This is a genomic window from Jatrophihabitans sp. (genome assembly GCA_036399055.1).
GTDB lineage: Bacteria > Actinomycetota > Actinomycetes > Mycobacteriales > Jatrophihabitantaceae > Jatrophihabitans_A.
Genome location: DASWNX010000026.1, coordinates 112591 through 138388, shown reverse-complemented (window position 1 = coordinate 138388; position 25798 = coordinate 112591). Strand labels below are relative to the sequence as shown.

The window sequence follows — 25798 nt, the reverse complement described above, 5'->3', positions numbered from 1 at the left end:
GCGGACTCAGCGGCCACGGATGAGCTTGCCGAGATCACCGGGAGCTTCAGGCCTCACCCATGACCAGGCCCTCGATGGTGTGCTTCTGCGTGATCGGGACCAGCTCATCGACGATCGGGCAGTTCAGGCGCCGCCGGATCGCCTCAGGCAGCGTCTGCCAGTAGTCCTTGGTGACCGCGAGGTCGTGGTGCTCGGCGTTGTTCGCCTCGGGCCCGTCCACCCCCAGCACCAGCACCGGGCGCAGCTTGTCCGAGTGATTGGTGGTGCCACGGTGAATCGTCAGCGCCGAACGTGCCGAGATGTCACCCACCTGTGGGTACTTGCGGACGGCGCGCTCCTCATAGCGCGGGTAGTAGGACTTGGGCGGAAACATGCCGTGCTCGAAATCCGGGCTGTCATCGAACTGCGTGCCGAGTGCGATCTCGAAAGGACCCATGTCCTCAGTGGTGTCCACGGTGGTCACGTTGAAGGCGAGCGAGGTCAGCCGTCGCTCGTCGCGGGTCTGCGGCGGGCTGGGAAAGTCCCGGTGCCAGGGCTGGTTCATCGCACCCGGGAAGGGGATGTCGAAGCCGACTTCGACGATCCGGTAGTCCGGGCCCAGCACCGCCTCGCTGACGGCCTGCACCCACGGGTGGCTGGCCAGCTCGACGAAGCCCCGCAGCGCCTGCGGGTGGATCTCGACATACCAACGGTTCGGGCCACGGCCGACGGCGCCATGCGGCCGGCTGCGAGCTTCGGTGAAGGCAGCCATCACGTCCTCGCCGAGGGTCTGCACCCACTCCCGCGAGAAGGCGCCTTTGCGACCCACCACCCCGTCGGTGTGAAGCGCGCGCACCGCCTCGGCGATGTCGGCGTCACTGACCTGGGAACTGACTGGCTGGCCCTTGGACGGCACGGTGCGAGTCATCGGATCCTCCGTATAACACTGGCTATTCTCCGAAAGAGTACGCGCTGGGCCTCAGATCCGGTCGCTCACTTCCACACCCTGGTAGTAGTTCTCGGTGGGCGCCTTGGCCGGCCGCCACCAGCTCTCGTTCTCCCGGTACCACTCGATCGTCGCCGCCAGGCCCGCCTCGAAGTCCTCAAAGCGCGGGCGCCAGTCGAGTTCGGTCCGCAGCCGCGTGGCGTCGATGGCATAGCGCAGGTCATGTCCGGCCCGGTCGGTCACAAATTCAATGGGGACCGTCACCGACATCAATCGGGCCAGTGATTCCACCACCTGCAGATTCGACCGCTCGCCATTGGCGCCGATCAGGTACGTCTCACCGAGGCGCCCTTTGTCGATTATCGTCAGGACGGCGGAATTGTGGTCGTCCACATGAATCCAGTCGCGGACATTGCGGCCGCCGCCGTAGACCTTGAATGGAATTCCGTCCAGCGCGTTGGTGATCTGGCGCGGGATGAATTTCTCGACGTGCTGGCGCGGGCCGTAATTGTTCGAGCAGTTCGATATCGTGGCGGCGATGCCGAACGAGCGCACCCAGGCCCGCACCAGGTGGTCGGCGCCGGCCTTCGTCGCGGAGTAGGGGCTTGAGGGCCGGTAGGGGGTGTCTTCGGTGAATGACGCCGGGTCATCGAGCTCCAGGTCGCCGAAAACCTCGTCGGTGGAGATGTGATGCAGCCGTCGCTCGTGCTTGCGGACGGCTTGCAGCACCTCGTAGGCGCCGATCAGGTTGCTCTGGATGAACCGACCGGGCGAGGTCAGCGCCACGTCGTTGTGGGACTCGGCGGCGAAATGGACCACGACGTCGCTTCGCGCCACCAGTGGGTCCAGCACCGAGGTGTCGCAGATATCGCCGGTGACCACTTCGATGTCGTCGCTGACGTCGGCCAGGCTCAGTCCATTAGCGGCATAGGTGAATGCGTCGAGAACGATCACCGACGCGGCAGAGCCGCTCGACAATATCGAATGCACGAAATTGGAGCCGATGAATCCGGCACCACCTGTCACGAGGTACCTCAGACCCGCCACCGTTTACCGCTCCCTTTCGACCGCGCTACCTCACTGACCGCAACGTTGAACGATACCGTATGCGGATAGTCAGATAGCCGGGCGCGAACACCGCCACAGGGGTGGCTGCCGCCGTCGCGGCCGGTTCGGCGGCTGCGAGCCGCCGGAATGACAGCGGCCCCCAGCGACGGTCCCACGCCGATGTCTGCGCGCGGGACGGCTGGAGGCCGCTGCTGTTCGCCAGTTAGGGAAGCGTCACGTACGGCGCCAGGAACGATCGGGCAGAGGCCGTGTCCAGGCGATAGGCCACGTTGGTGGAGTAGCAAGGCGTGTCACCGGTGATCGTGGTGCCCGCCAGGATCAGCGTGCGGCTGATCGTGATGAAGTTCGGGCCGCCGGAGTCGCCGTAGCAGGCACCGCCATAACCCTGGGACTCGATCATCGCCAGCCGGATCCAGGTGTCATTGAGCGCGGCGAAGCCGAGTTCGGCCTTGAGCCGGACGCCGCCGCCCGGGTGTGTCTGGCCACCGGGGCCGGTAGTGGCTTCTTCGGTGCCGTACCCGACGGCGGTCCAGACGCTGTTGTCGAGGGACTTGGCGCTGAGCGCGTCCAGCATTCCGGCGGTCGGCAGGGTGGCCGGCTTGAAGGCCCACCGGTTGGCGGGCGTGACGGCGCGGCGGGCGAAGTCGATGACGGCGATGTCATGGGAGTTCGACTGGTTGCCCGGGTATGCCGAGTCGTGGGCGGGGTCGCCCTCGACGGCGTGGCCGTGGTCGAGGAACCATTGGGCCTGGGCGGCGCCGTGCAGCCCCAGCGCCTGGGAGCGATCGAGTTCGCCCTGAACGTTCTGGTCCAGGGACACGTAGAACTTAGCTCCCGCCGGCCAGTCGACAACGCAGTGCGCGGCCGTCAGGTAGGTGTTGCGGTCGACCATGGCGCCGCTGCAGTACCAGTCGAAGTCGTCATTGGCGCCGTCGCCGTCGGTGTCCTGCAGAACCAGCATCGCGCCGGTCTCGGTGCGCTCGGGGGCCGGCTCCGAGTTGTAGGTGCTGATCGCTGACGCGGGTCCGGACCCGAATGTCAGCATCGCGGCGGCCACCGCGATGAGAGGGATACCGAGACGACGACGCATGGGACGCTCCTTGTGCGGATGAGTGCAGGGGTGACGGGGTCTGTGCTCCTGAGCCCGATGTGACCGCCTTGCCCACTTCGAGTGGGCTTATCGTGACTCCTTGCAGACGCCTTGGCAAGAGGTGACACCACTGCTCAGTTGCAACGTCTGCCTGACCTGGACGCAGCGGCCCTGAAACCGCGTCCCCGGGCGGACCCTTACCCCCCGACACCAGGGCGAGGGTTGTTCTCAGGGCCGTCCCCGATGTCTTGGCCTCGCGTCACGGCGAGGATTTCCTGCATGATCACAGTCGATTCACTCACCAAGAAGTACGGCGCGCACACCGCCGTCGAAGGCGTCAGCTTCACGGCCCGGGCCGGCCGGGTGACCGGGTTCCTCGGTCCGAACGGCGCCGGCAAGTCGACCACCATGCGGATCATCGTCGGCCTCACCCCGCCCACGGCGGGAACCGTCACCATCGCCGGACGCAGGTACCGCGACCTTCCCAACCCTGGACTGGAGGTCGGCGTCCTGCTCGACGCCTCCGCCCAGCACGCCGGTCGCACCGGGCGCGAGATCCTCACCATCGCCCAGCAGACGATGGGGCTGCCGGCGGCCCGGGTCCGCGACATGATCGAGCTGGTCAGCCTGACCGCTGCCGAGGCCGACCGCCGGGTCGGCGCCTACTCCCTCGGGATGCGTCAGCGCCTCGGCATCGCCACCGCCCTGATCGGCGATCCGGAGGTGCTGATCCTCGATGAGCCCGCCAACGGCCTGGACCCGGCCGGCATCCGCTGGATGCGTGACCTGCTTCGCGACTACGCCAACCGGGGCGGAACCGTCCTGCTGTCCTCGCACCTGCTGCACGAGATCGAGGTCATCGCCGATGACATCGTGGTGATCGGCAACGGCCGAATCGTCTCGCAGGGCGCCAAGACCGAACTGCTGCAGGCCGCCGGGACCGTGGTCCGGGCTGCAGAGCTGAGCGAGCTGGAACGGGCCCTGAGCGCGTGGGGACTGGTCGTCACCCGGTCAGCTGACGGCGCGCTGCGCACCGACGCCGGTCCCGCGCTGGTCGGAACCCTCGCGCTGAAGGCGGGAATCGCCCTCACCGAACTGCGGCCCGCCGACGGCGCCGGCCTGGAGGAGATGTTCCTCGAACTCACTGCCACTAACCAAAGAGAAGGAGCAGCGGCATGACCGCCGTCCACGTCGAACCGGTCCTCGAACAGCGTCAGATCATCCGGCGGGCGCCGGTTGCCCGAGTGCCGCTGACCAGGGTGATCAAGGTCGAACTGCGCAAGATGTTCGACACCCGCTCGGGTTTCTGGCTGATGGCAAGCATCGTCATCGCGGCGCTGCTGGCTACCACCGCGGTGATCCTGTTCGCCCCGGACAGCGAGCTCACCTACGCGACCTTCGGCACGGCGATCGGCTTTCCGATGGCGGTCATCCTTCCGATGGTGGCGATCCTGTCGGTCACCAGCGAGTGGAGCCAGCGCAGCGGGTTGACCACGTTCACCCTGGTGCCCCACCGGAGCCGGGTCATCGCCGCCAAGGCGATCGCCTCGGTAGTCGTCGCGGTCGTCTCCATGCTGCTGGCCTTCACAATCGGGGCCCTGGGCAACCTGGTGGGCACCACGATCACCGGCACGCCCCTGGTGTGGGACATGTCCTTGGCCCAATGCCTCTACATCGTGCTGGGCAACGTCCTGGGTCTGCTGACCGGCTTCATGCTCGGCGTGCTCATCCGCAGCTCCTCAGGCGCCATCGTCGCCTACTTCGTCTACTCGCTGCTGCTGCCCACTATCTTCGGGGTGCTAGCCGTCAGCCAGGACTGGTTCGACAGCCTGCGCCCGTGGGTCGACGTCAGCTACGCCCAAGGCGCGCTGTTCAACGGCTCGCCGACCGGCGAGGAGTGGGCGCACATCGGCGTCACCGGAATGATCTGGCTGCTGATCCCTCTGGTGGTCGGGGTCTGGCGCGTGATGAGGTCCGAGGTCAAGTAGGAGTCGGGCCGGCCGCGGTCGCGGTCAATCCAAGGCACTTCCGGTCGGAACAAGCCGACCGGAAGTGCCTTCGGTGTGTGGCGGCAATGGATTCGAGCTCGCCAGGTGAGCGGGCCGAAGCCTCAGCGTCGAGCCGTGGTGGCAGGAGTCCTGATGCTCGCGCGCGGCTCTGCCTCGTGATCACCGGCGGAAAGGCCGATCTTCCTGACCAGCTCACCGATGTCCGGTTCTCTCAGCACGCTGTAGTGATCGGCTCGCAGGTTGACAACGGTGATGTCTGCCGACATCTGAGCGTCCGCGTGCTCCAGGAACGAGAGATTGTCACCGCGCGCCTTGAACAGGGTGATGGGAGCGCGAAGCTTGCGTTGCGCGAGCTCCTCGGCGTTGTACTCGAACTGGTAGGTCAGTCGCACGACGTCGATGATTCGCCGGATCAGGGCGAGGTCGAGGCTCTTGTAGTGATCAGCGATGAAGCGCGCGAAGCTCTCGTCGTCCGTGGCGACCTCGAAGCACTCATCCAGCACGGGACCACGAACGGTTCCGGAGAAGACTGAGAACAGGATTGCCACGTAAGCCTTGTTGCGGTAGGCGGTCTCGCGGCCGTAGCGAGCCTCGTCCTCGGTGCGGACCGCCGGCGAGCCAGAAGCCACCAGGCACAGGCTCTCGACCTGATCGCCGGCTTGCTCAAGTTGATAGGCCGCCTCGAAAGCCACCCGTGCGCCGAAGGAGTATCCCCACAGGGTGTACGGGCCGGCCGGCTGGGTGCGTTTCATCAGTTCGATGTCCGCTGCCGCCATCGCTTGAATGGTGGTGTGAGGACTCTCTCCGGCGTTGACGCCGTGCGCCTGCACGCCGTAGAACGGCCGTTCGTCGCCGAACTTGCCGGCCAGCACCCGCAGGTTCATGGTGTAACCGCCCAGCCCGGGCCAGCAATAGACCGGCTTCTTCGATCCCTTGCTGTGCAGCCGCACCAAGCGTGAAGGCTGCTCGGCCTGCTCGTCATCGAGCAACAACGCCAGCTTCTCGATCGTCGGAGCTTCGAAGAGCACCTGCAAGGGCAGCGTGCTGCGCAACTCTCTGTTGATCCTGTTCACCAGGCCCACCGCGATGAGCGAGTTGCCGCCGGACTCGAAGAAGTCGTCATGCATCGACACGGTGTCCCGCTTCATAGCCTTCTGCCACATGCGGCTGATGCGCTTCTCGGTCTCCGTCCGGGCCGCGACGAAAGGTCGGTCGGTGAGCGCGGCTTTCGTGACGGCCAAGTGCTTGAGCTCGGGATAGGAGATCTTGCCGTTGGTAGTGAGTGGCAACTTGTCCACCACGTACACGTTGTTGGGCAGCATGTAGTCCGGCAAGAAGTTGACAAGGTCGTCCTTGATCATCTCCGCGGGGCCCTTCATGTGCACGACGTCTTCCTTCATCCCCTCGCTACGCACCTGCTCAGGGCTGACGGCGCCACCGACGGCGAAGTACGAGGGGCCGACCTCCAGGTCGCTGGCTCGCAGGATGCTCTCGATCCTTACGGCCGAAGGCAGGTCGTTGCTGCTCTTGGAGCTGTAGCCAGAGGACATGAACCCGAGGTTGAGCTCGTTCATCTCCAGTTGCTGGAGCCTTCGGCCGAGCGCGATGTAGCTTCGCCAATCCAACCGGGACTTGCCCATCACCGTGATGCCGACACTGGATCTCTCATACACCTGCTGGTTGATGGCTATCACATGCTTCTTGAGCACGATCTCGTCGGACACCTTGACGAGGTCGCCGTCGCGGTAGAGGTACTGACCCGAAGGCAGGTCTGCCACGCGACCCGGACGGGCCTGAACGTAGACCTCAGTGTCGTGGTCGTCCCGAGGCTGATACGGCGACAGCTCATACGAGCCCAGGTAATAGTCATCGGCAGAGCACTCGAGGTTTGCCATGGTGCTCGGGGCGTAGTCGCGTTCTTCGACGCTCAACCCGTAGTCAGGCAGGACGCTGTCGAAGAGCCCGAGCATGTGCCCGGCCTCGATCTCAAGCACCTCTTGGATGTTGTTCTTGTAAACCGGCTCGATGGCCCGCCGCTTTCCGACGAAATGGACCTTCACCCGCGCAGCCGCGGCCGGAGCCGCTGGTCTGATCAGGATGAGCTGGTGGAGCACCGGCTGGTAGTAGTAGTAACCGGAGTCCAAGCCCGCCGTGTGGTGGATCTCGAAGTACATCTGCGTCGCGTACAGCGAACCCGGAGAGGCGTACCCGTACTTGGGAAGCAGCCGCTCTCCGCTGAGATGCTGGCCGAAGTACCGCAGCAGCTCTCCGAGCTCGGCCAGCCGCAACTCGTCCACGCCGCGCGCTTTCACTTCCTTGCGCTCGGGTTGGAGCAACCGCAAGATATCTGCCTTGGTGACCGCGTCACCCTCGAAGAACCGGTAAGTCTTGCGGGCGAAGGCCTGCTGACGTTGGTGCTGAGTCGATTCCTTGCTGGGAAGGTCCAGCACCGTCTTGCCGGTGACCTCATCGGCGTCGCGGCAGCCCATGTTGGACAGTTGGGCCTTGATCTGCAGCTTGCTCGATTTGGACTGATGATGAGCGCCATGATTGTCCTGATCCATGACGGCTGCTTCTTTTGGATTCAACTCGATGAATGACGTCAAATTCTGAAAGCCGGTTCCAGCGTCGGTGTACACGACCATCGCGGAATTCTTCACCCACTCGTGAGCGTCGATCGCGACCTTGATCTCGTCGAGCTCGACGCGGAAGCCGCGGAGCTTCACCTGATTGTCCGTCCGGCCGACGAACTGAACGGTCCCGTCGGGATTCCAATACGCGAGGTCTCCCGTCTTGTACAGCGTGGGCTGGCCGTAGTCGGCGAAGAAGGGATTAGCCACGAATTTGGCGGCTGACATCTCGGGTCGATTCAGGTAGCCGCGAGCGACCTGCACGCCGCCGATGTATAACTCACCGGTTTCGCCAATCGCCGTGGGCGACTGTGAACGGTCAAGGATGTAAAATTGCGTGTTGAACACGGGGGAGCCGATTGAGATCGTCGCGGGTCCCTCGGCGACTGTGTCCCGGTTCACCGTGAATGCCGACGAGTTGATGGTGCACTCGGTGGGCCCGTACAAATTGACCAGGTCACATGCCGGCAAGGCTTCCAGGCAATTGTTGGCAAGCTCACTGGATAACGCCTCGCCACCGCTGAAGAGGTGCACCAGCGAACTGCAGGTGTGCAGCTGCTCAGTGTCGAGCAAAGCCTGCAACAGCGTGGGAACGCACTGCAGAGTGGTGACGTTGTGCTTGGTTATCGTCTCGATCAGCTTTTCGGGGTCCCGGTGGATTCCCGGCGCTCCTACCAGGACGGCGCCGCCGCAGCAGGGCGCGAGAATCTCCCATTGGGCAGCGTCGAAGCTCATCGGCGTCTTCTGCAGGACGACCTCGCCATGGCCCAGCCCGAACGAGGTCTTCAACCAGTGCATCTGGTTGACGACGCTGCGGTGCTCTATCTGCACGCCCTTGGGCTTGCCGGTGCTGCCAGAGGTGTAGATGATGTAGGCCAGACTGCTCGGCTCGAGCTCCGCTGGGGGTTGACGCCGGTGCGAGGCCGCATAGGTGACCACGTCGCCCATGGTGATCACCCGGGTCCCCGGCGGCGCTATCTCGGCAAGTCTGGATGTCAGATGGTCCTGGGTGAAGACGACCTTCGCTGGGACATCCTCGATCATGTACCGAAGACGATCGTCGGGGTATTCCGGGGACAACGGCAGGTAGGCGCAACCTGCGAACAGAACTCCCCAGGCGCTGACCACCAACTCTATTGAGGGATCGACGAACACGCCGACGCATTCATGGGCAAGCACCCCGACGTGTTCCAGATAACACGCGATGTCGGCGCTGCGATCGGCTAGTTCACCAAAAGTGAGGCTGTCGCTATCGTTGAACACGGCCACGTCATTGACATGGATTCTCACCTGCTCCATGAGCAGGTCGGGCAAGCTCTTATCAGCGGGAAAAGCGCATTGCGTCTGGTTGAACGTTGTGGTTACGAGTGCTCTCTCATCGGAGCCGATCACAGTTGTCCCATCTAGGGTCGCGGTTACGCGTGATTGATATGGCATCACAGGGTGTGCCATAAGCGGCCCGCGATAATCTTTGTCACGCTGAGCCGCGCGTGGAGCCGCCGATAGGTTCGGTTTACCTTACTCGACGTCCGGGTTCGGTAACTGTATCACTATTTAAAGCATATCGGACAATAGTAATAGTGTGAGCTAATCGCGCTAAACTGGCCGGTATTAGAGCAGCACAAAACCGCGAGTCTGCCTTTCAGCGACTAGCGCAGCTAAGAGCCGCGGTGGAAAACCCGCGATAAATCACCGCGGCCGGGCTGTCCGTCAGACCAGCGCCGGGTAATCGGTGTAGCCGCGGTGATCGCCACCGTAAAAGGTGTCCGGGTCGCCGAGGTTGAACGGCCCGCCGGCTCGGATGCGATCAGGCAAGTCCGGATTCGCCAGATACAGGGCGCCTAAGGCGACCGCGTCAGCGACACCATCGTCCAAAGCCTGTTGGGCCGACTCTGGAGTCGAGGGAAAGGAGTCCGCGGTCGGATGCGGGTTCACGATAAGCCCGCCTTGCCAAAGCTCGCGGATTGCCCGGGTGGGGGCCCGGTCGCCGGTCTCGGAGACGTGGAGGAAGGCCAGTGGCGGCAATGCGCGGACGACTGCCCGGTACAACTCCGGCGTATCGCCTTCGGCCATGTCGTTGTAGGTGTTGGCCGGCGACAGTCGCATTCCCACCCGGTCGCCTCCGATCGCCTCGGCGACCGCTTCCACCACCTCCATGAGAAATCGGATCCGACCAGTCAGCGACCCGCCGTACCCGTCGGTGCGCTGGTTGGTGTTGTCGGCCAGGAATTGATGGAGCAGAAAGCCGTTGCCTGCGTGCAACTCCACACCGTCGAAGCCGGCGTCCAGAGCGTTTCGCGACGCGGCGACGAAGTCGGTGACGGTCTCGTCGATCTCGGCGAGGGACAACTCGTGAGGAACCAGGTAGTCGACCGGGCCGTCGGAGGTGAAGGTCTGCCCGGTGGCGGCGATCGCAGAGGGCGCGACGCTGCCGTGCGCGCTGGGGTATAACGCGGGATGGCCGATGCGACCGGCGTGCATCAGCTGCACCACGATCGTGCCACCGGCCTCATGCACAGCGTCAGTGACGGCCCGCCAGCAGGTGACGTGTTCGTTGGTGTGCATGCCGGGGGTGTTCATGTAACCCTGGCCTACCTGACTGGGCTGGACCCCCTCAGTGATGATCAGACCCGCTGTGGCGCGCTGGGCGTAGTAGGAGGCCATCAGTTCGGTGGCGTTGCCGTTGACGCTGGCGCGGTTGCGCGTCATGGGGGCCATGACAAGGCGGTTGTTCAGGGTGAGCTTGCCGAGAGTGATGGAGTCGAAGAGTGTGGGCATGAGCCTGTTATCCCATCTGGGTTGAGTCGTTATGGCGAATGCGGGCGTGCGCGGTCGCCAGGCGCCCGCCGACTTCGGCAGTGCTGATGAGCACCGCCATGTTGGCCGCGGCGGCTTTTCCTCCGGTGGCCCGGTCGACCGCGCGCATCAGGTATTTGGTTATCGCGTTACCTCTGATCGAGTCCTTCTCGGCGGCGACCAGCGCTTGCCGGATCGCCGCCTCAGCCTCGTCGCGATCTACGGCGTCTTCAGCGCGCGGCGGGGTGGTGATGACGACGCCGCTGTGATTGCCCGCTGCCCAGTGCGTCTCTACGACGCGGGCGATGACCTCTTCGTCATCGATCCGGTGCGGGCTGCGGATACCGCTGGAAACACAGTAGAAGGCAGGAAAGTCATCTGAGCGGTAGGAGATCACCGGTACGCACTGGGTCTCCAAGTACTCCATGGTCAGGTTGAGGTCAAGGATGTTCTTGGCACCCGCGCACACGACCGCCACCTTCGAGCGGGTGAGCTGGATGAGATCGGAAGAGATGTCCATCGTCGTCTCGGCGCCGCGGTGGACTCCGCCCAAGCCGGCTGAGGAGAAGAAAGCGACGCCCGCGAGCTGGGCCGCGACCAGGGACGACGCGACACTAGTGGCGCCCATTCCGCCCTGCGCCAGGATGATGGGCAGATCCCTGCTGCTGACCTTCGGAATTCCGGTCGCCGACGCGAAACGCTCGATCTGCGTCTCATTCATGCCGATGACGATCTGGCCGGCGTCAAGGCAGATCGTCGCCGGGACGGCGCCTCCGGCCCGGACGGCAGCCTCGACCTTGATGGCGGTCGCGGCATTGTCTGGATACGGAAGGCCATGGGTGATGACGTTGGACTCCAACGCCACCACAGGACCGCCGCTCTGCAAAGCCTCTGAGACCTCTTCACTGAATACCAGCGGAATCGTGCCGCGCGCGTTCATCTGACTCACCTTCGACGGTCTACTGGGCGTGCGGACATCTGCCGATCTCTAAGAGAGCTGGTGATGATGGATCGGCTCTTTTGCCTCCGGCGTAGGCGCCGGCGCTTGCTCCCGATGTCGTGGTTGAGCCATGACGACCGCCGCGATCACAGCCACGGCGCCAATCGCCTGCCACGCTGACAGCGCCTGCTCCAGGAACAGGTATCCCAGGACTGTCGCGGCTAACGGGCTGGCGAAGCCGAGAAATGACACGGCAAGCGCGGGCAACCGCTCGATGCCGCGGAACCAGATCGCGTAGGCGACCAGCGCGCCGATCACGCCGAGGTAGAGGAACCCGGTGATGTTCTTGCCGGTGAGATGGTCAGGCAGGCCTTCGACGGTCGACATGACCGGCAGCAACACCAGGCCGCCGACTGTGAGCTGCCAGCCGGTGAAGGTGAGCAGGCCCACTCCCTCAGGGCGGCCCCATCGCTTGGTGAACACGATTCCGGCAGCCATGCTCACGGCTCCGAGGAGCCCGGCGATGACGCCGAAAGTGTCCAAAGCGGCCTGCGCTCGCAAGACCAGCAGCCCCACTCCCAGCACTCCGAGCGCGCACGCGGCCACCTGCACCGGCTTGATCCCGTTCTTGAGCAGCACCGCTGCCAGCACCAGCACCACCATCGGTTGCATGGAGAGCACGAGAGCCGCGACACCGCCGGGCAGCCGATCGGCAGCGACGAAGAGGAAGTAGAAGAAGGCGCCGATGTTGAGCACACCCAGCACCAGCGCACGCCACCACCACATCCCGCGAGGCAGGACACGGCCGATAGCGAGCAGCACCAGCCCAGCCGGCAGCGCGCGCAGCATGGCTGCCAGCAGCGGGCGGTCAGGCGGCAGCAGCTCGGTGGTGACCACATAGGTGCTGCCCCACACCACCGGCGCCAGTGCTGTCAGCGCGGAGTTCCAGAGGACCGGGTTGCCCCTCATGCCGTCACTCCGCTGGCGCCGCAATCGACCGTTCCGAAGTAGCGGTCTCCGAAGTCGCCGATGCCGGGAATCATGTAGGCGTTGTCATTGAGCCGGTCCTCGATCGAGGAGGTGACGATCCTCACGCCAGGATGGGCCTGGCTCACGACCTCGATTCCTTCGGGCGCGGCCAGGAAGTTGACGAAGATGATGTTGTCCTCGGTGACTCCGGCGGCGAGCAGGACGCCGATTGCTGCCAGCGCTGATCCACCGGTGGCCAGCATCGGCTCCAGCAGCAGCACATGTCGCTCGGCGATGTCATCGGGAAGGTGGGAGTAGTAGAGCGTTGGCAACTTTGTCGTCTTGTCCCGCTGGATGAGTATCTTGCCGATTCGCACTCCCGGAAGGAGATCGCGCACCTCGGTCTCCATGCTCTCCCCAGCCCGAATCACCGAGACGGCGCAGAGCTTCGCGGCCAGGCTGAGCCCGAGATAGGTCTCACCCACAGGAGTCGTCACGTCGCGCTTGTCAAAGGGCAACAGTTCCACGCTCGCCTCCAGCAGGAGCTGGATGATCCGGTGCGAACAGGCGACGAAGTCCGCTCGGGAGCCCTGCCGATCACGGATGATGGTGTGCATCGACCGCAGATAGTTGCTCTGTGGTAGCAGGTAAACGTTGCTACCAGCTGTCATGGGATTCTCCAAGGCTTGTTTGAGGCAGGGAAAGAGGCGGACGTCGACGGCCGGCGCCGCTGGGATCAGTCGATCTGCGCGAAGGCCCGTCGTGACTCCGCGACGAACTTGCGGACCTTCTCACGGTCCTTGCGTCCGTCGGCGCCTTCGAGGCCGGTATGGGCGTCGACGGCAGCGGGCCGCACACGCAGGATCGCGTCGGCGACGTTGTCGGCGTTCAGGCCGCCGGCCATCATCAACGGCTTCGGAGAGCGTCGGACCAGCTCGGCGCTGACTGACCAGTCATGGGTCAGCCCGGTGGCTCCCTTGGCGCCGGTGGCAGGGTTGTAGGTGTCGGTGATGAACATGTCAACGAACTCCGCCACCTCGTCTACCAGCGCCAGCAGCTCCGCCGCGTTGTCCTCGCGGACCACCAGGCTCTTGAGCACGTACAGCTGGGGGTATGCGGCCTTCAGCTTGCGCAGCTGCGCTGCCTCCACATCACCGTGCAACTGCACGGCCGTGACTCCGAGCTCGGCGCAGAACGTTCCGATCTCGTCGGCGTCGGTGAGATAGCTGATCAACACTCCCGAGTGCGACGGGAGGAGTTGGGCGATGATGGACGTGGCGTCAGTCTCAGAGATGTCGTTCTTGCCTGAGGGCAGGCGTAGAGGGAAGCCGAGCCAGTCGACGCCTTCCTCGCACAGCATGACTGCTTCGTCCTTGTCGATGATTCCCGCGACCTGGGTCAACCGCTTCATGAAGACTCTTCCTTCGTATTCGTGACGTGCGCTGATCGAACCGGATTGATTTCTTGCATGCCGTACTGCTGCTGAAAGACTTTGTGCTCGAAAGGCTTGCGACCGGGGTGCCGTCGCTGCTCCGCGGGTAGTCCCACCGGGACGAGCAGTGCGATGGCGAGGTCGTCGCGATCGGCGATCCCGATGACCTTCTTCACCTCGTCCTCGTTCCAGCCGTTCATCGGTGAGGTGGCCAGGCCTGCGTCGGCTGCCGCGATCATCAGGTAGGTGGCTGCGATCATGGCGTCCTTCACCGCGTACTCCCGGAGCAGCCCGCGTTCAGCGAGGTCCTGCTGAAATTCTGGGCCGGACTCCTGAAACATGGCGATGAACTTGTCGTTCCAGGCTTTTCGCTGGCGTGCCTGGTCATAGACGTCATCGAGGTTCTCTCGCCAGGCCTCGCACTCAGCGACGAAAACCAGCGTGACGGGCGCCTCTTGCGGGTGCGGTTGGCCGTTGGTGGCCCTGGTGAGACCGGCTCGCAGCTCAGGGTCAGAGACCACGACTATCGAACGGGACTGGAAGTTCCAGCTGGAAGGGGCTTCCAGCGCCAGCTCCAACAGTTGGCGCAGCAGGGGGGCGGGGATGGGGTCAGGCAGGTAGTGCCGGATGCTTCGACGGGCTCTCATGGTTTCCGCCGCTGAGCCGAGTACTGAGGACGTCATCGTCATGTCAAACCTTTCGACATCGAACTGTTCGATGACGTAACAGTACATCACTTCGTGTCTAACAGTTTCATGTGGAAAGATTCGGTCTTGTGCAAGCACATGAGAAGGTGGCTGGGCGCCGTGCTGGCCCCAGCGGAAGCCGTGGAGACGACAGTGTCGACACTCGGGGCGTCGGAGACAGAGTCGACACCTATCTCGAGCAGTGGGCGACGCAGCGCCCCGATCTGGACGTGGCCCCCATGGGCGTGGTGGGAAGACTGTCTCGGGCATCCAGGCTGGTCGAGCGCGGCGTCAAGGAGTATTTCGCCGCCGAAGGCCTGGAGTCGTGGGAGTTCGATGTGCTCGCGGCCCTACGACGCTCGGGCCCGCCTTACACCCTCAGCCCCAAGGATCTGGTGGCCTCGACCATGGTCAGCTCCGCCGCGATGACCAACCGCGTGGACCGACTGCTGCAGCGGGAACTCGTCACCAGAGAGAGCGATCGCGAGAACCGTCGCCGGGTCCTCATCTCGCTCACGCCAGAGGGCTTGGACCTCGTCGATCGGGTGGTCGGCGGGCACGTCGCCAACGAGCGACTCCTCCTGGCGGGGTTGGACGCCTCCGAGTGCGAGCAGCTGAGCCGACTGCTCAGCCGGCTGCTGGCATCTCTTGGAGATTGATCAGCTCCAGCGCGGCGGGGCTGTCGAGGTGTGGGCGCAGTGGCCGGCCAGCGGCGCGGTTGGCACGAGGTAGCGACGTGCGCCTGAACTGGCGCCGGCCCAGCCCGTCACGCTGGCGCGGGCCGATGAGGCAGCTCAGGTGGACTCGACCGACAACCTAGGGATTAAAAGTCCGCTGCTTTGCCAACGGCGCTAGCGGTCCCAAGTACCGCCAAGGGTGCGCCAGGTCGTCACGGTCCCCGAAAACTGGCGGCCGTACATCTTCTGAAGGTCATCCGGGAGTGCCCGCCAGTGCCGTCCTGTCCCTGTCTGTTCGCGCTATCTCGCGGACTTGGCGCGGACCAAGTGCGGTGCTCGCGCCACACGCGCTCTCTCGAGGGGTAGGCAAGCGCGCTGATGGTGCGACACGTAATCCGTAGGTCGTCGGTACGAGCCCGACAGGCCCACCCCAGTAAGTTCGGCGTCAGAACCTTATGGCCCAGTAGATCGGGCGCTCCGCGTATGCACCCGCGACCTGCCGAGTGCGCACAACTTTCGTACGCGACCCAGCCAGTTCGCGTTCTCTTGCGGACTAGGCGCAGGCCGCGATCAAGCGGTCCAGAGTGGGAGTCCTTCCCAGCCGTCAGGAAACCCCATCTCCCAGGCAGTGCGCTTAGCAGCGGGCAGGCTTGTCGCCATGAGAGCGCGGAGGTCGGCGACGTAGCGGTCGTCTGCGGCGACATGGCGAAGGAGGAAGGCGATGACAGAAAAGGCCGCGAAGGGCCTTGCGTTCTGGTGGCTGGTTCCCGGTTGGGCCAGGTGCGCCAGCTCCGGAACGGCCCGGACGTGTCTCGTAGCCAGTTGGTCAGCGAGGTTGCGATTCCAGAGCCGCGAGTGATGAGCGCAGATGTTGCGTACGTAGTTCAGGACGCGCAGCCAATTGCTCAGCGCCCGGCCGTTGCCGAGTCCAGCAGCGTCGACGACGTGAAGCTCGGCGGCGATCTGCTCACGGTCGACTCGAAGCATGCCCTGAGCGTCAGATGCGGCTTGTCGTAGGTCGCCATTGGCCCTCAAAGTAGAAAACCAGCCCGTGCCCGCCGAGGCGGACAGAGGGGCTGGCCGTGTTGAGAAGGACTATACCTGGTCATCGGCGCAACAACCAGCCCGCATGAGCGTTGATCGCGCTCAAGCGGCTCCACCGGCCCAGAGCACCTGGCGGAGGCGTTCTGGGTGGCACAAGAGGTCGAGTAGATAGAGGTAGCCGAGCAAAGCTAGGTCGTACGGGAACGACCCGTCGCATTCGGAAAAGCCGGCTCCCCCGTTTCCATCATGCGCATACCACATAGGTCGTCGAGTAAAGCCACGATCATTTCATCAAGCTGAATGGGGTCGCAGGCAACGGTTTGAATCTGATGCACCGTAAAGGCTGCGACGAGTGCAGTTGCAGAGACCCCTCCTTTTGCTCGTTGTATTAGTTGCTCGAGATGTTGCGCGATTTGCGCGCTCGAATCGGTCAGGGCGCTTGCGCCGAGTTGTGCGAGCGCCGCCGCTTCCAACTGGCCTACGAACGGCTTGGCAGCCCGCCCTCCAGGGCCGTCAATCTCGGAGGTTAGGACTTACGGCAAACATGCCGACGAGGATGCTTCGGGCCACGAGCCCGGGAGCGACTGATACCGCCGGCGCGCGCTCCGCGCCTGGTAACGCGATCCGGTCGGCGAGACGGGTATGCGTTGCCACACGTTTCGCGAAGTCACCGTACGCATCGTCATATAGGGTCCCAGCAGTCGAGTTGCATCGCTTGCACAGGCTGCGCACCCACATACCGCCTGCGGACGCCCGACCGTGGCGTCGCGTCACGCGTGATGATGAGCCATCCGTTCACGGCGGTCTGCGGTATCCACACCGTGTCGGGCGTCTGCGGTCGGTGATCGGGCAGGCCGGGCGTTGCCGGCGGTGCAAGAACCCTCCGGGGTCACCCGGATAGGTAACGTCATTGCGGACCTGGATCAGCAGCTTGGCTAGGCCCAGCACGTCTGCGTCCATGTATAGCGGACTGCGGCTAAAGGATAGGCGCGCTCGCTTGTGCGCCCGCCGCTGTCGGTCACGCTGCCTTGGCGCGGACCGAGTACTCGTAGGACAACGCCCAACGCACGTCGTCGAGATCAAGCCCGAAGGCCTCCGCGATCTCGTTGATGTCCTCGCCGGACTGTTCGTGTTCCCAGATGACATCGGTGCTGATGCCGCTGACGGCGGGGCGACCGAATCGGACATCGGGTGCCATGAGAACCGGTGACCTGCGGTCGTCGTGAGGACGCCAGCCGACGGCGATGTCGTCGGCCCATCGGACCCGTTCGACGAATTCTTGCGAGGCGGTGGTTAGCACGAGCTGGTTGTTGGCTACCGAGACCAAACAGAAGTCGCCGTCGAGGTTGGAGTCGGTCTGGGCCTTGTAGACGAGCTGCCGACCGCTGACGAAGGGTTGCTGATGCGCGAGCGGGTAGGGAACGCCGTACTCCGAACGCAGGCGGTCGATGAACGCGCGAAGTTCGTTCATCGGGACCCGATGGTCGCGATAGCTGCGCAGCAGCCCCGCTTCGACGAACTCTGCCCAGGTCACGCTGCGCGAGCCGGTGGGCTCGACCCGCAGGATCGGTTTGTGGACCTTCCCACGCTGGTCGCCGCCTTCGAGCCAGTAGTGCAGGGTGCCTTGGGGCACACGAGTAGCCGGGCCGCTTCGGCTTCGGCGAACATCTCGCGATCAAGGACAGCGGGTTCGTTCATGGCAGTGCAAGTGTGGTATGTCGCGCCGACAGGCATGCGGAGGTCTCGGTCCCCACTGGTCCGGCGCGCTTAGAGGACGGGCCATTCACCCAAACCCTGAAGGCCTCGTCTTCCATGCCTTTGGGGTGGCTCTCGGGCATGACCATCACTCGAGTCTGTAGGACTTGGGAGAACCTACGGTGCAACCGACAGCCACGTGTCGTCGCAACAGGTCGCCCGCTTGGCGAGCCGTGGCCTGGCCGAATGAGATCTAGTGCGGTCAGTGCCTGGGCTTCGCCGCAGGCGGCCCGCCGGGCCGGGTCTTCGGCGCAGTCCCGTTGCTCTGCGTGAGGCGCAGGACGTGGGAGATTGCCTCCAGAACGAGTTCTGACGGCGCTAGCCGCCCCCGCTCGATAGGAGTGTGGTAGCCACCGTCAGTTGCTGATGGCTGGAGCAGCGGCGATGTAGCGGTCGTCGTCGATCTGTCCGGCAGTGAATGCGGCGATGTCGGCTCGGGTGATGTTGAAGCCGAGCCGGTCGTGACCGTAGAAGCCTTGGCGCAGCCGGCCGGCTCCCGGTCCGTCCTTGGGTGCGAGGAAACGCACGATGGTCCAGTCCAACTCGGACGTCATGACGATCTCGCTCATGCCGAGGAGCTCGTCGTAAGCCCGGCGTAGAAAGGTTTTGGCCATGAAGGTCGAGAGCCGGGTCTGCCACGTCGGCTTCTCGCGCGGGTCGAGGACGCTGGGGGTGCCGTTGCCGATGTAGCGGCGTACGCCGTGCCGCTGCATTGCTTCCACAATGTTGCGGGTGCCTTCGATCAGCGGGAGGCCGGTGGCCTTGCGATCCAGGCTCGGTCCCAGCGCGCTGATTACGGCATCGGCGCCCTGCACGGCACGGTCGATCTGTTCGGCGTCATTGAGGTGCCCGACGACGACGGTGACGTTCTCGTCCCAGGCAATCGACACCTTGGCCGGGTTACGGACGTAGGCGGTCACGGTATGGCCGCGGGAACGTAGTTGGTCAACGACCTGGGAGCCGACGCCGCCGGTGGCGCCGAACACGGTGACATTCATGTGGATCTCCTGCGAGGGGCATGACTGGGTAGAAGGGGCCCGCGTGGTTGGATGCGGCCCAGCGCCGGCCGGTGGCCGAGGAGCCCGTGGCGGGTAACGGTCATCGGGTGACGAGCACCTTGCCGAGGGTGCCGTCGGCGAAGAGCCCGAGGGCTTCTTGGGCGCGGTCCAGGGGAACGCGTGCCTCCACATTGACGCGGAGCTTTCCGCTGGCGACGTGGTCGAGCAGGCGCGCGAGCTTCTCGGCGGTGGCGGCGGCCATGATCCCGACAAGGGTCACGTCGTCGCGCCCGAGCTGTTCGGGAGTAGCGCCGAGCGTGGAAGCGACCGTTCCGCCGGCGCGCATGACCTGCGCGATGGTCGCGGCGTCACCGGCGGAGTGGAGCGCCTTATCCACGCCCTCTGGGGCGAGGCCCCGCACGGCGGCGGCGAGGTCGCCGGTGTAGTCGACGGTGTGCGCCGCGCCAAGGCTGCGGACGTACTCATCCTCCTGTCCGGGCCGTGCGGTGGCGATGACGGTCGCGCCGGCCGCGACGGCAAGCTGCACAGCGATGGACCCCACGCCACCGGTAGCGCCGGAGATGAGCACGGTGTCGCGCGGCTGGATGTTGAGCGCTTCGAGCGCGTCGTGGGCGGCGATGCCCGCAAGCCCGATCACGGCGGCGTCGTGAGTTTCGATTCCCTCAGGGACGCTCGTCACGGCGGATGCGGGCAGGACGACGTGGTCGGCGAAGCTGCCGGTGCGCGGTCCCAGGTCCATGCCGGGAATGACGCCAGCAACCCGGTCGCCGATGCGCACGTCGTTGACGCCGTCGCCGACTGCGGTGACAGTGCCTACGAAGTCACGGCCGAGGACGACCGGGAACTCGTGGGGGAGCATGTCCCAGACGTAACCGGCAGCCACGGAAAGGTCGAAGCCGTTGACCGAGGCAGCCTCTACCTGAACCCTCACCTCATCTGATGTCGGCTCGGGCTGCGGGAGGTCGTGCAGGGCGGGCTGGGTGTCGCGAGCTGTGATGGCGAAGGTCTTCATGTTGGTCTCCTGATGTTGGGTGATGGGTTGACGTAGTCGGGTGAGAAGTCGGTCGCGGGGTCTCTACGGCATTTCCTTCTTGATCTGGGGAAGCACCTCGGCGCCAAGCAGCTCGATCGCCTTGAGGAACGCCGGGTGCGGCATGCCGCCCACGTCCATCTGCAGAATCTGTCGGTCGTGTCCGAGGAGCTGATGCAGATGGAGGATGCGGTCGGCGACTTCGTTGGGTCCGCCGGCAAAGACCATCCCGCCTGCCTCCAAGGCAGCCTCGCGGCCGGACGGTGCGACGGCCGGGCGGCCGATCTCTGCCGCACCGGTTTGGAACATGCGCAACTCGTGGTCGAGGTAGGTGGCCTTGGCCTCGCGGTCGTTGTGGCCGACGAAGCCGTGCGCCGCGACCGCGATGGCGGCTCCCTCGGCTGGGTGCCCGGCCTGGTTCCAGGCGTCGCGGTAGGCGTGGCCGTACTGCGCCCAGTGCTGTGGCGTGCCGCCAAGGATGCCGAGGAACATCGGCAGTCCGGGTTCGACGGCCCGCAGCACCGATTCGGGGCTCCCGCCGGTGCCCAACCAGATCTGTAGCGGTTGTTCTGGGCGCGGCACGATGAGCGCGTCGCTGAGTGGCCGGCGCCGATGCGGGCCGTTCCAGGTGACCCGGTCCTGGCTGTTGGCAGCGAGCAGGAGGTCGAGCTTGGAGCTGAAGAGCATGTCGTAGTCGCGCTCGTCGTGGTCGAAGAGCGGGAACGTGACCGGTGACGAGCCGCGGCCGGCGACGACCTCAATCCGACCGGGCGCGATCGCAGCGGCGGTGGCGAGCTGTTCGAACACCCGGATGGGGTCGTCGGTGGACAGCACGGTGACAGTCGTGCCGAGCTTGATCTGGTGCGTGGACGCCGCAGCGGCGTTGACCATCGCGGTCGGGGAGGACTGCGGCATCGAGTTCGTGTGGTGCTCACCGAAGCCGAAGAAGTCGAGACCCACTTCGTCAGCAAGCCGGGCGGCTTCGAGTGCGTTGCGGATGGCTTGTGCGGTCGGGCCTAGGCCGCCGTCGGCGGTGCGCGGCGTGTTGCCGAACGTATAGACGCCGAGTTCGAAGGTCATGACAGGGAATCCTTGGTAGGAGAGGTGGTGGGCGCCGGGTCCTTCGATGCTCTGCGTCGCTCCTCTGCGGCGGCGCCGAGGCGGCGCTGGCCGTTGCGGCGCATTGCGAGTTCGGTTCGCCGGGCGCTGGGAGGTGGCGGGCCGTCGGTGGCTGCGGCGGCGCGAAACCCGTCGAGGAGAACGTGGATGAGCCGCGCGGATGCCTCTGCGCTGATGCCGAGTGCGCGTTCGACGAGCCCGGCGTTAGCCATCAGGAGCACAACTACGTCTTGTGTGGTGAAGTCGGCGCGCAGCACACCGGCGTCATGAGCGCGATCGACCAGTCGAACCAGCCCATCGAAGGCCCGGGACCGGAGCGCCTCGATCTCCGGTGCGGCGGAGACGTCCATGGTCACTAAATCGGCGATACCTCGGTCGCGTGCTTGCATGGCCGCCGCTGCCTTGACGTAGGAGGCGAACCCGCTCCACGGGTCGTCGTCCGCCAGGCCGGCTTCGACGGCTTCGACGTGCTCGGCCATCCGCTCAGCAAAGACAGCCGCGATCAGGTCGCTTCGCGTGGGGAACCGCCGGTAGAGCGTGGCGTTCCCCGTTCCTGCTCGGCGGGCGACCTCGTCGAGCGGCGCGTCAAGACCGTGCTCGGCGAAGACCGCTCGGGCGGCCTCGATGAGCGCCGTCCGGTTCCGGGTGGCGTCTGCTCTCAGTCCCATGGTTCGCACAACGTGCAGTAAGTGGGGAGTATTCCCCATTAAGTGAAGGGTGGGCTTCTAGCCCCCGCACGGCGCTCAATTCGGCGCGGCTGTGACGAGAGAGACTGCGGGCAGTCACTCGCAGCCCACTACAAGAAGGACGACTCCACGGCCGGGGTCCACATCGACGCGTTGCGCTCTCGCTACGAGTTCTGGTACCGACGGCGCTGACCTCGAGCTACCGCGGAAGCGTTCGCCCGGCTTGTCTGCGGACGCTTAGACCCTGGGCACACACCGCCCGGCGAGCTGGGTCCTGCGCTGCACCTACTGCGACGAGCCTTCCCGGGGCCGTAGAAGGCTCGGCAGCTTGGTCTCCGGCGTTCTGCGGACTGGACGCGGACCGGAGCTATCGACCGTGTGAAACCGATCAGGCCACGGTGGCGCTGACCTGCAGGTTCGTGGTGGGCCCCGTCGGACTCGAACCGACAACCTACGGATTAAAAGTCCGCAGCTCTGCCATTGAGCTAGAGGCCCAGAGAGCGCAGACCGCGATCCCAGCGAGGAACCAAGCCGCCCGACTCTCCAGCGCAAGTGTCTCAGACCCGTATCCCGACCGCAGTTGTGCGGGTAGGCCTTCGGCGGTAGCCCGGACGGTTTCCTCCTAAGACGGTGTGGGCGAGGCGTCAGGGCTCGCTGACTCTGACGCCACCGGCGACTTCGGCGCGGTGCTCGCCGAGGCGGCCGGGTCCTTGAGTTTGGGGTTCAGCGCGATCGCCTTCTTGACCGCGGCGTCTCCCTCACTCTTCTTACCGGTGGCGCGAAGCAGCAGGCCCAGGTTCAGGTGCGCCGCCGCGTCCTTGGGAGCGGCCTTGATCGCCCGCTGGTACAGCGAGATGGCTTCGGCGTTGTTGCCCTTGGCCTTCACCAGGATGGCCAGGTTGAACAGTGCCGGCTCGAAGGCTGGATCGATCGCCAGCACCACCCGGTACTTGTTCTCGGCCTCGCCGTAGTTCGACCGGGCCGCGTCGATCAAAGCCAGGTCGTACAGGGCGTACTTGTTCTTCTTGTCGTACTTGAGGACCTCGTTGTACTGGTTGACCGCCTCATCGAGATTGCCTTTGGCCTGAGCTTCGAGCCCGGCAGCCAGCGCGTTCGACGCCTTCTTGGGATCCGGGTCGACGGTGCCGTCATCGCCTCCGCAGGCAGTCAGCGCCAGGACGGCGGCACACATCACCAGAGCGGCGCAGCGGCTCCCGATCTTCGTCAGGAATCCACTCGGTGTGCCACTACGCATGATGCTTCTCCCAGCATTTATTGGGTGGTGCGATGAAACCTTGCGGGCTATGTCAACTGAACTGAGATCTAACACAAAAATAACGTCAATATCTTAACCCTGGCGGCTCGCCCGGCTCGATGGTCAGAGCCTGGTTGAAGCGAAGCTGATGGTGAATCGTCACCAATGCAGGCGGCGCTGGGCCTCACCGGCGCGACGGGCCCGCAGGACGCGAGGCCCGCCAGTTGCCTGGCGGGCCTCGCTACCTACGGTGTTACCGCGCCTGCGCGCCCTGCAGTCAGGAACCGCAGACGGCGTAGGCGGTGAGCGTCGCGTTGCCGGTTCCCGCGACTACGACGACCGACGTCGCGGTCCAGGCCGAGGCGCCGCTCGGGTAGGTGGACGCCACAGCCGCCTTGGTGTTTCCGGTTTGGCCGATCTGCGCGCCGCCGCCGAGCAACTTCGTGCCTGCCGGGCAACTCACGGTCGAGGTGGCCGCTGCGCCAACGGTGTTGCCGGTGTTGACGGTGGCCCCATTCACGATCGTGGTGTTGGCGACAGTGCCGGCGGGACCAGTCGCACCCGTGGCACCGGTTGCACCAGTCGGACCTGCGGGACCAGCCGGCCCCTGCGGACCGGTCGCACCCGCCGCGCCGGGATCACCCTTGGCGCCGGTGTCACCCTTGGCGCCGGTGGCCCCAGCCGGACCGGTAGCTCCGGTTTCACCGGTCGCTCCAGCCACACCCTGCGGACCGGCGGCACCCTGCGGGCCGGTCTGACCCTCCGGGCCGATCTCGCCCTGTGCTCCAGTGTCACCCTTCACACCGGCAGCCCCGTCGGCACCGTCGGCGCCAGCAGGCCCGGCCGGGCCCTGCGGACCGACGTCACCCTGCTGGCCCTGGGGACCTGCGGGACCGACCTCGCCTTTAGCGCCGTCAGCGCCGTCGACGCCGTTGGTGCCGTCGACGCCGTTGGTGCCATCGACGCCGTTGGCGCCGTCAACGCCGTTGGTGCCGTCGACGCCGTTGGTGCCGTCAGCGCCTGCCGCTCCGGTGTCGCCCTTGGCTCCGGTTTCGCCGATCGGGCCCTGCGGACCCATCGGGCCGGCCGGACCGACCGCCCCCTGCGGGCCTTGGGCTCCGGTCGCTCCGGTCGCGCCGTCGGCTCCGTTGGTGCCGTCGACGCCGTTCGTGCCGTCAGCGCCTGCCGCTCCGGTGTCACCCTTCTCGCCTTGGATGCCCTGCGGACCCTGTGCGCCAGTGTCGCCCTTGGCTCCGTCGATACCGTTGGTGCCGTCGACACCGTCCGTGCCGTTGGTGCCGTCGACACCGTCAGCCCCAGCAGCGCCGGTCTCGCCTTGGATACCTTGTGCGCCGGTGTCACCCTTCTCGCCTTGGATGCCCTGCGGGCCTACCTCGCCCTGCGGACCCTGAGCTCCGGTCGCACCCTGTGCTCCGGTCGCGCCGTCAGCTCCAGTGGCGCCGGTGTCACCCTTCTCGCCTTGGATACCCTGCGGGCCGGTGGCTCCGGTGTCGCCCTTGGCTCCGTCGACGCCGTTGGTTCCGTCGACACCGTCAGTGCCGTCAGCCCCAGTAGCGCCGGTCTCGCCTTGGATGCCCTGCGGGCCCATCGGGCCGGTGGCTCCGGTCTCGCCCTTGGCTCCGTCGACACCGTTCGTGCCGTCGGCACCGTCAGTGCCGTTGGTCCCGTCGACACCGTCAGTGCCGTCAACGCCTGCCGCTCCGGTGTCGCCCTTCGCTCCGGTTTCGCCGATCGGGCCCTGCGGACCCATCGGGCCGGTCGGGCCGACCTCGCCCTGCGGGCCCTGTGCGCCGGTCAAACCAGTCGCGCCGGTGGCGCCCTGAGCGCCGGTTGCGCCGGTCTCACCGGTGTCACCCTTGGGCCCGGTCGCGCCGGTCGCGCCGGTGGCGCCTTGAGCGCCGGTGGCTCCAGTAGCGCCGGTGTCACCCTTGGGCCCGGTCGCGCCGGTCTCGCCGGTGGCGCCTTGAGCGCCAGTGGCTCCAGTAGCGCCTGTGGCTCCGGTTTCGCCAATCGGGCCCTGCGGACCCATCGGGCCGGTGGGGCCGACCTCGCCCTGCGGGCCCTGTGCGCCGGTAGCGCCAGTGGCACCCTGAGCGCCAGTGGCGCCGGTAGCGCCAGTGGCACCGGTAGCGCCAGTGGCACCGGTAGCGCCAGTAGCGCCGGTAGCGCCCTTGGGACCGGTGGCGCCCGTCGCTCCAGTGTCGCCCTTAACGCCCTTCTGGTTCCACGTGATCGGCTTCTCGTTCTTGGCGCAGCTGGCGTTTGAATCGATGATCCGAGTCGCGCCGGTCTTGGCGTCGTAACAGGCACTGATCACACCGGTCGAGCTGGGAATCGAAGCTTGAGCAACGGTGATCCCGCCCAACAGGGCGATGCCGGTGCCTGCGGCGACCGCGACAGCCAGCCGACGAGTACGACGCGTAGCGCGACGTGATGAGTTGTGACGACTAGACATGGAGTGACCCCATGATTCTTCCCCCGCGCGGAATATTAGGTGCCGATTCGCGCGTGGGTTCGCCTCTAGCTCCCTGTCAGGCCGAGGGCGACCATAATGCCTGACAGATCTGTGCCCGCTCGACCTAATGGCCGTGCTAGCAAACTAACACAGGCTTTAGATGTGAGGCAAGGGTGAGTTTATTCAACATTT

22 protein-coding genes and 1 tRNA gene are annotated in these 25798 nt (G+C 65.4%); 3 read left to right on the top strand and 20 right to left on the bottom strand.

What is annotated here, in order from left to right; genetic code table 11:
• Window positions 1–46: 46 nt before the first annotated feature.
• From VGB75_10280 to VGB75_10270, 3 genes are all read right to left on the bottom strand, one after another.
• The gene (locus VGB75_10280) at window positions 47–907 is read right to left on the bottom strand and encodes a phytanoyl-CoA dioxygenase family protein (GenBank protein ID HEY0167416.1); all 861 of its coding nucleotides are present in this window, start codon (window positions 905–907) and stop codon (window positions 47–49) included.
• Window positions 908–958: 51 nt separating this feature from the next.
• On the bottom strand, window positions 959–1951 hold the full coding sequence (gene rfbB, locus VGB75_10275; GenBank protein HEY0167415.1) for a dTDP-glucose 4,6-dehydratase: 993 nt from the start codon (window positions 1949–1951) through the stop codon (window positions 959–961).
• A 244-nt stretch (window positions 1952–2195) separates the two neighbouring features.
• Window positions 2196–3083 (bottom strand): trypsin-like serine protease, encoded by an 888-nt coding sequence (locus VGB75_10270; GenBank protein ID HEY0167414.1) that lies wholly within the window; start codon window positions 3081–3083, stop codon window positions 2196–2198.
• A gap of 279 nt (window positions 3084–3362) precedes the next feature.
• On the opposite strand from VGB75_10270, the gene VGB75_10265 reads away from it, so the two are divergent.
• Together VGB75_10265 and VGB75_10260 are read left to right on the top strand one after the other, a co-directional pair.
• Window positions 3363–4262: an ATP-binding cassette domain-containing protein gene (locus VGB75_10265; GenBank protein HEY0167413.1), complete on the top strand. Its 900-nt coding sequence runs from the start codon at window positions 3363–3365 to the stop codon at window positions 4260–4262.
• Window positions 4259–5071 carry an ABC transporter permease gene (locus VGB75_10260; GenBank protein HEY0167412.1) on the top strand — a complete coding sequence of 271 codons (813 nt, stop codon included), beginning with the start codon at window positions 4259–4261 and terminating at the stop codon, window positions 5069–5071. The genes VGB75_10265 and VGB75_10260 overlap by 4 nt, the downstream gene beginning before the upstream one ends.
• A gap of 122 nt (window positions 5072–5193) precedes the next feature.
• Here the strand turns inward: VGB75_10260 and VGB75_10255 are convergent, their stop codons facing one another.
• From VGB75_10255 to VGB75_10225, 7 genes are all read right to left on the bottom strand, one after another.
• Window positions 5194–9021 (bottom strand): amino acid adenylation domain-containing protein, encoded by a 3828-nt coding sequence (locus VGB75_10255; GenBank protein ID HEY0167411.1) that lies wholly within the window; start codon window positions 9019–9021, stop codon window positions 5194–5196.
• Window positions 9022–9432: 411 nt separating this feature from the next.
• On the bottom strand, window positions 9433–10500 hold the full coding sequence (locus VGB75_10250; GenBank protein HEY0167410.1) for an alkene reductase: 1068 nt from the start codon (window positions 10498–10500) through the stop codon (window positions 9433–9435).
• 7 nt (window positions 10501–10507) lie between these two features.
• A complete protein-coding gene (locus VGB75_10245) occupies window positions 10508–11458 on the bottom strand; it encodes a pseudouridine-5'-phosphate glycosidase (protein HEY0167409.1) in 951 nt (316 codons plus the stop codon).
• Between the two features lie 48 nt (window positions 11459–11506).
• The gene (locus VGB75_10240) at window positions 11507–12427 is read right to left on the bottom strand and encodes an EamA family transporter (protein ID HEY0167408.1); all 921 of its coding nucleotides are present in this window, start codon (window positions 12425–12427) and stop codon (window positions 11507–11509) included.
• A complete protein-coding gene (gene upp / locus VGB75_10235; protein HEY0167407.1) occupies window positions 12424–13098 on the bottom strand; it encodes a uracil phosphoribosyltransferase in 675 nt (224 codons plus the stop codon). Before upp ends, VGB75_10240 begins: the two co-directional genes overlap by 4 nt.
• A 65-nt stretch (window positions 13099–13163) precedes the next feature.
• Complete coding sequence (locus VGB75_10230) at window positions 13164–13838, bottom strand: phosphoribosylanthranilate isomerase (GenBank protein ID HEY0167406.1); 675 nt, start codon at window positions 13836–13838, stop codon at window positions 13164–13166.
• Window positions 13835–14506, bottom strand: a complete 672-nt coding sequence (locus VGB75_10225) for a nitroreductase family protein (GenBank protein ID HEY0167405.1) — start codon at window positions 14504–14506, stop codon at window positions 13835–13837. The genes VGB75_10230 and VGB75_10225 overlap by 4 nt, the downstream gene beginning before the upstream one ends.
• 278 nt (window positions 14507–14784) lie before the next feature.
• Here VGB75_10225 and VGB75_10220 point away from each other — a divergent pair, with 278 nt between their 5' ends.
• Window positions 14785–15204: a MarR family transcriptional regulator gene (locus VGB75_10220; protein ID HEY0167404.1), complete on the top strand. Its 420-nt coding sequence runs from the start codon at window positions 14785–14787 to the stop codon at window positions 15202–15204.
• 588 nt (window positions 15205–15792) lie between these two features.
• Here the strand turns inward: VGB75_10220 and VGB75_10215 are convergent.
• The 10 genes from VGB75_10215 to VGB75_10170 form a co-directional block, all read right to left on the bottom strand.
• Entirely contained in the window at window positions 15793–16209 is a 417-nt protein-coding gene (locus VGB75_10215) for an Abi family protein (GenBank protein HEY0167403.1), read from the bottom strand.
• Between the two features lie 245 nt (window positions 16210–16454).
• Window positions 16455–16739 carry a hypothetical protein gene (locus tag VGB75_10210; protein ID HEY0167402.1) on the bottom strand — a complete coding sequence of 95 codons (285 nt, stop codon included), beginning with the start codon at window positions 16737–16739 and terminating at the stop codon, window positions 16455–16457.
• Between the two features lie 545 nt (window positions 16740–17284).
• Entirely contained in the window at window positions 17285–17899 is a 615-nt protein-coding gene (locus tag VGB75_10205) for a DUF433 domain-containing protein (protein HEY0167401.1), read from the bottom strand.
• 478 nt (window positions 17900–18377) lie between these two features.
• Complete coding sequence (locus tag VGB75_10200; protein HEY0167400.1) at window positions 18378–19019, bottom strand: SDR family oxidoreductase; 642 nt, start codon at window positions 19017–19019, stop codon at window positions 18378–18380.
• Window positions 19020–19119: 100 nt separating this feature from the next.
• Window positions 19120–20052, bottom strand: a complete 933-nt coding sequence (locus VGB75_10195) for an NADP-dependent oxidoreductase (protein ID HEY0167399.1) — start codon at window positions 20050–20052, stop codon at window positions 19120–19122.
• A 63-nt stretch (window positions 20053–20115) separates the two neighbouring features.
• Window positions 20116–21150, bottom strand: coding sequence for an LLM class flavin-dependent oxidoreductase (locus tag VGB75_10190; GenBank protein ID HEY0167398.1), 1035 nt, complete (start codon window positions 21148–21150; stop codon window positions 20116–20118).
• Window positions 21147–21857, bottom strand: a complete 711-nt coding sequence (locus VGB75_10185) for a helix-turn-helix domain-containing protein (GenBank protein HEY0167397.1) — start codon at window positions 21855–21857, stop codon at window positions 21147–21149. Before VGB75_10185 ends, VGB75_10190 begins: the two co-directional genes overlap by 4 nt.
• Window positions 21858–22295: 438 nt before the next feature.
• Window positions 22296–22370, bottom strand: a tRNA-Lys gene (locus tag VGB75_10180).
• 127 nt (window positions 22371–22497) lie between these two features.
• A complete protein-coding gene (locus VGB75_10175; protein HEY0167396.1) occupies window positions 22498–23130 on the bottom strand; it encodes a tetratricopeptide repeat protein in 633 nt (210 codons plus the stop codon).
• 277 nt (window positions 23131–23407) lie between these two features.
• Window positions 23408–25180 carry a hypothetical protein gene (locus VGB75_10170; protein ID HEY0167395.1) on the bottom strand — a complete coding sequence of 591 codons (1773 nt, stop codon included), beginning with the start codon at window positions 25178–25180 and terminating at the stop codon, window positions 23408–23410.
• Between the last annotated feature and the right edge of the window lie 618 nt (window positions 25181–25798).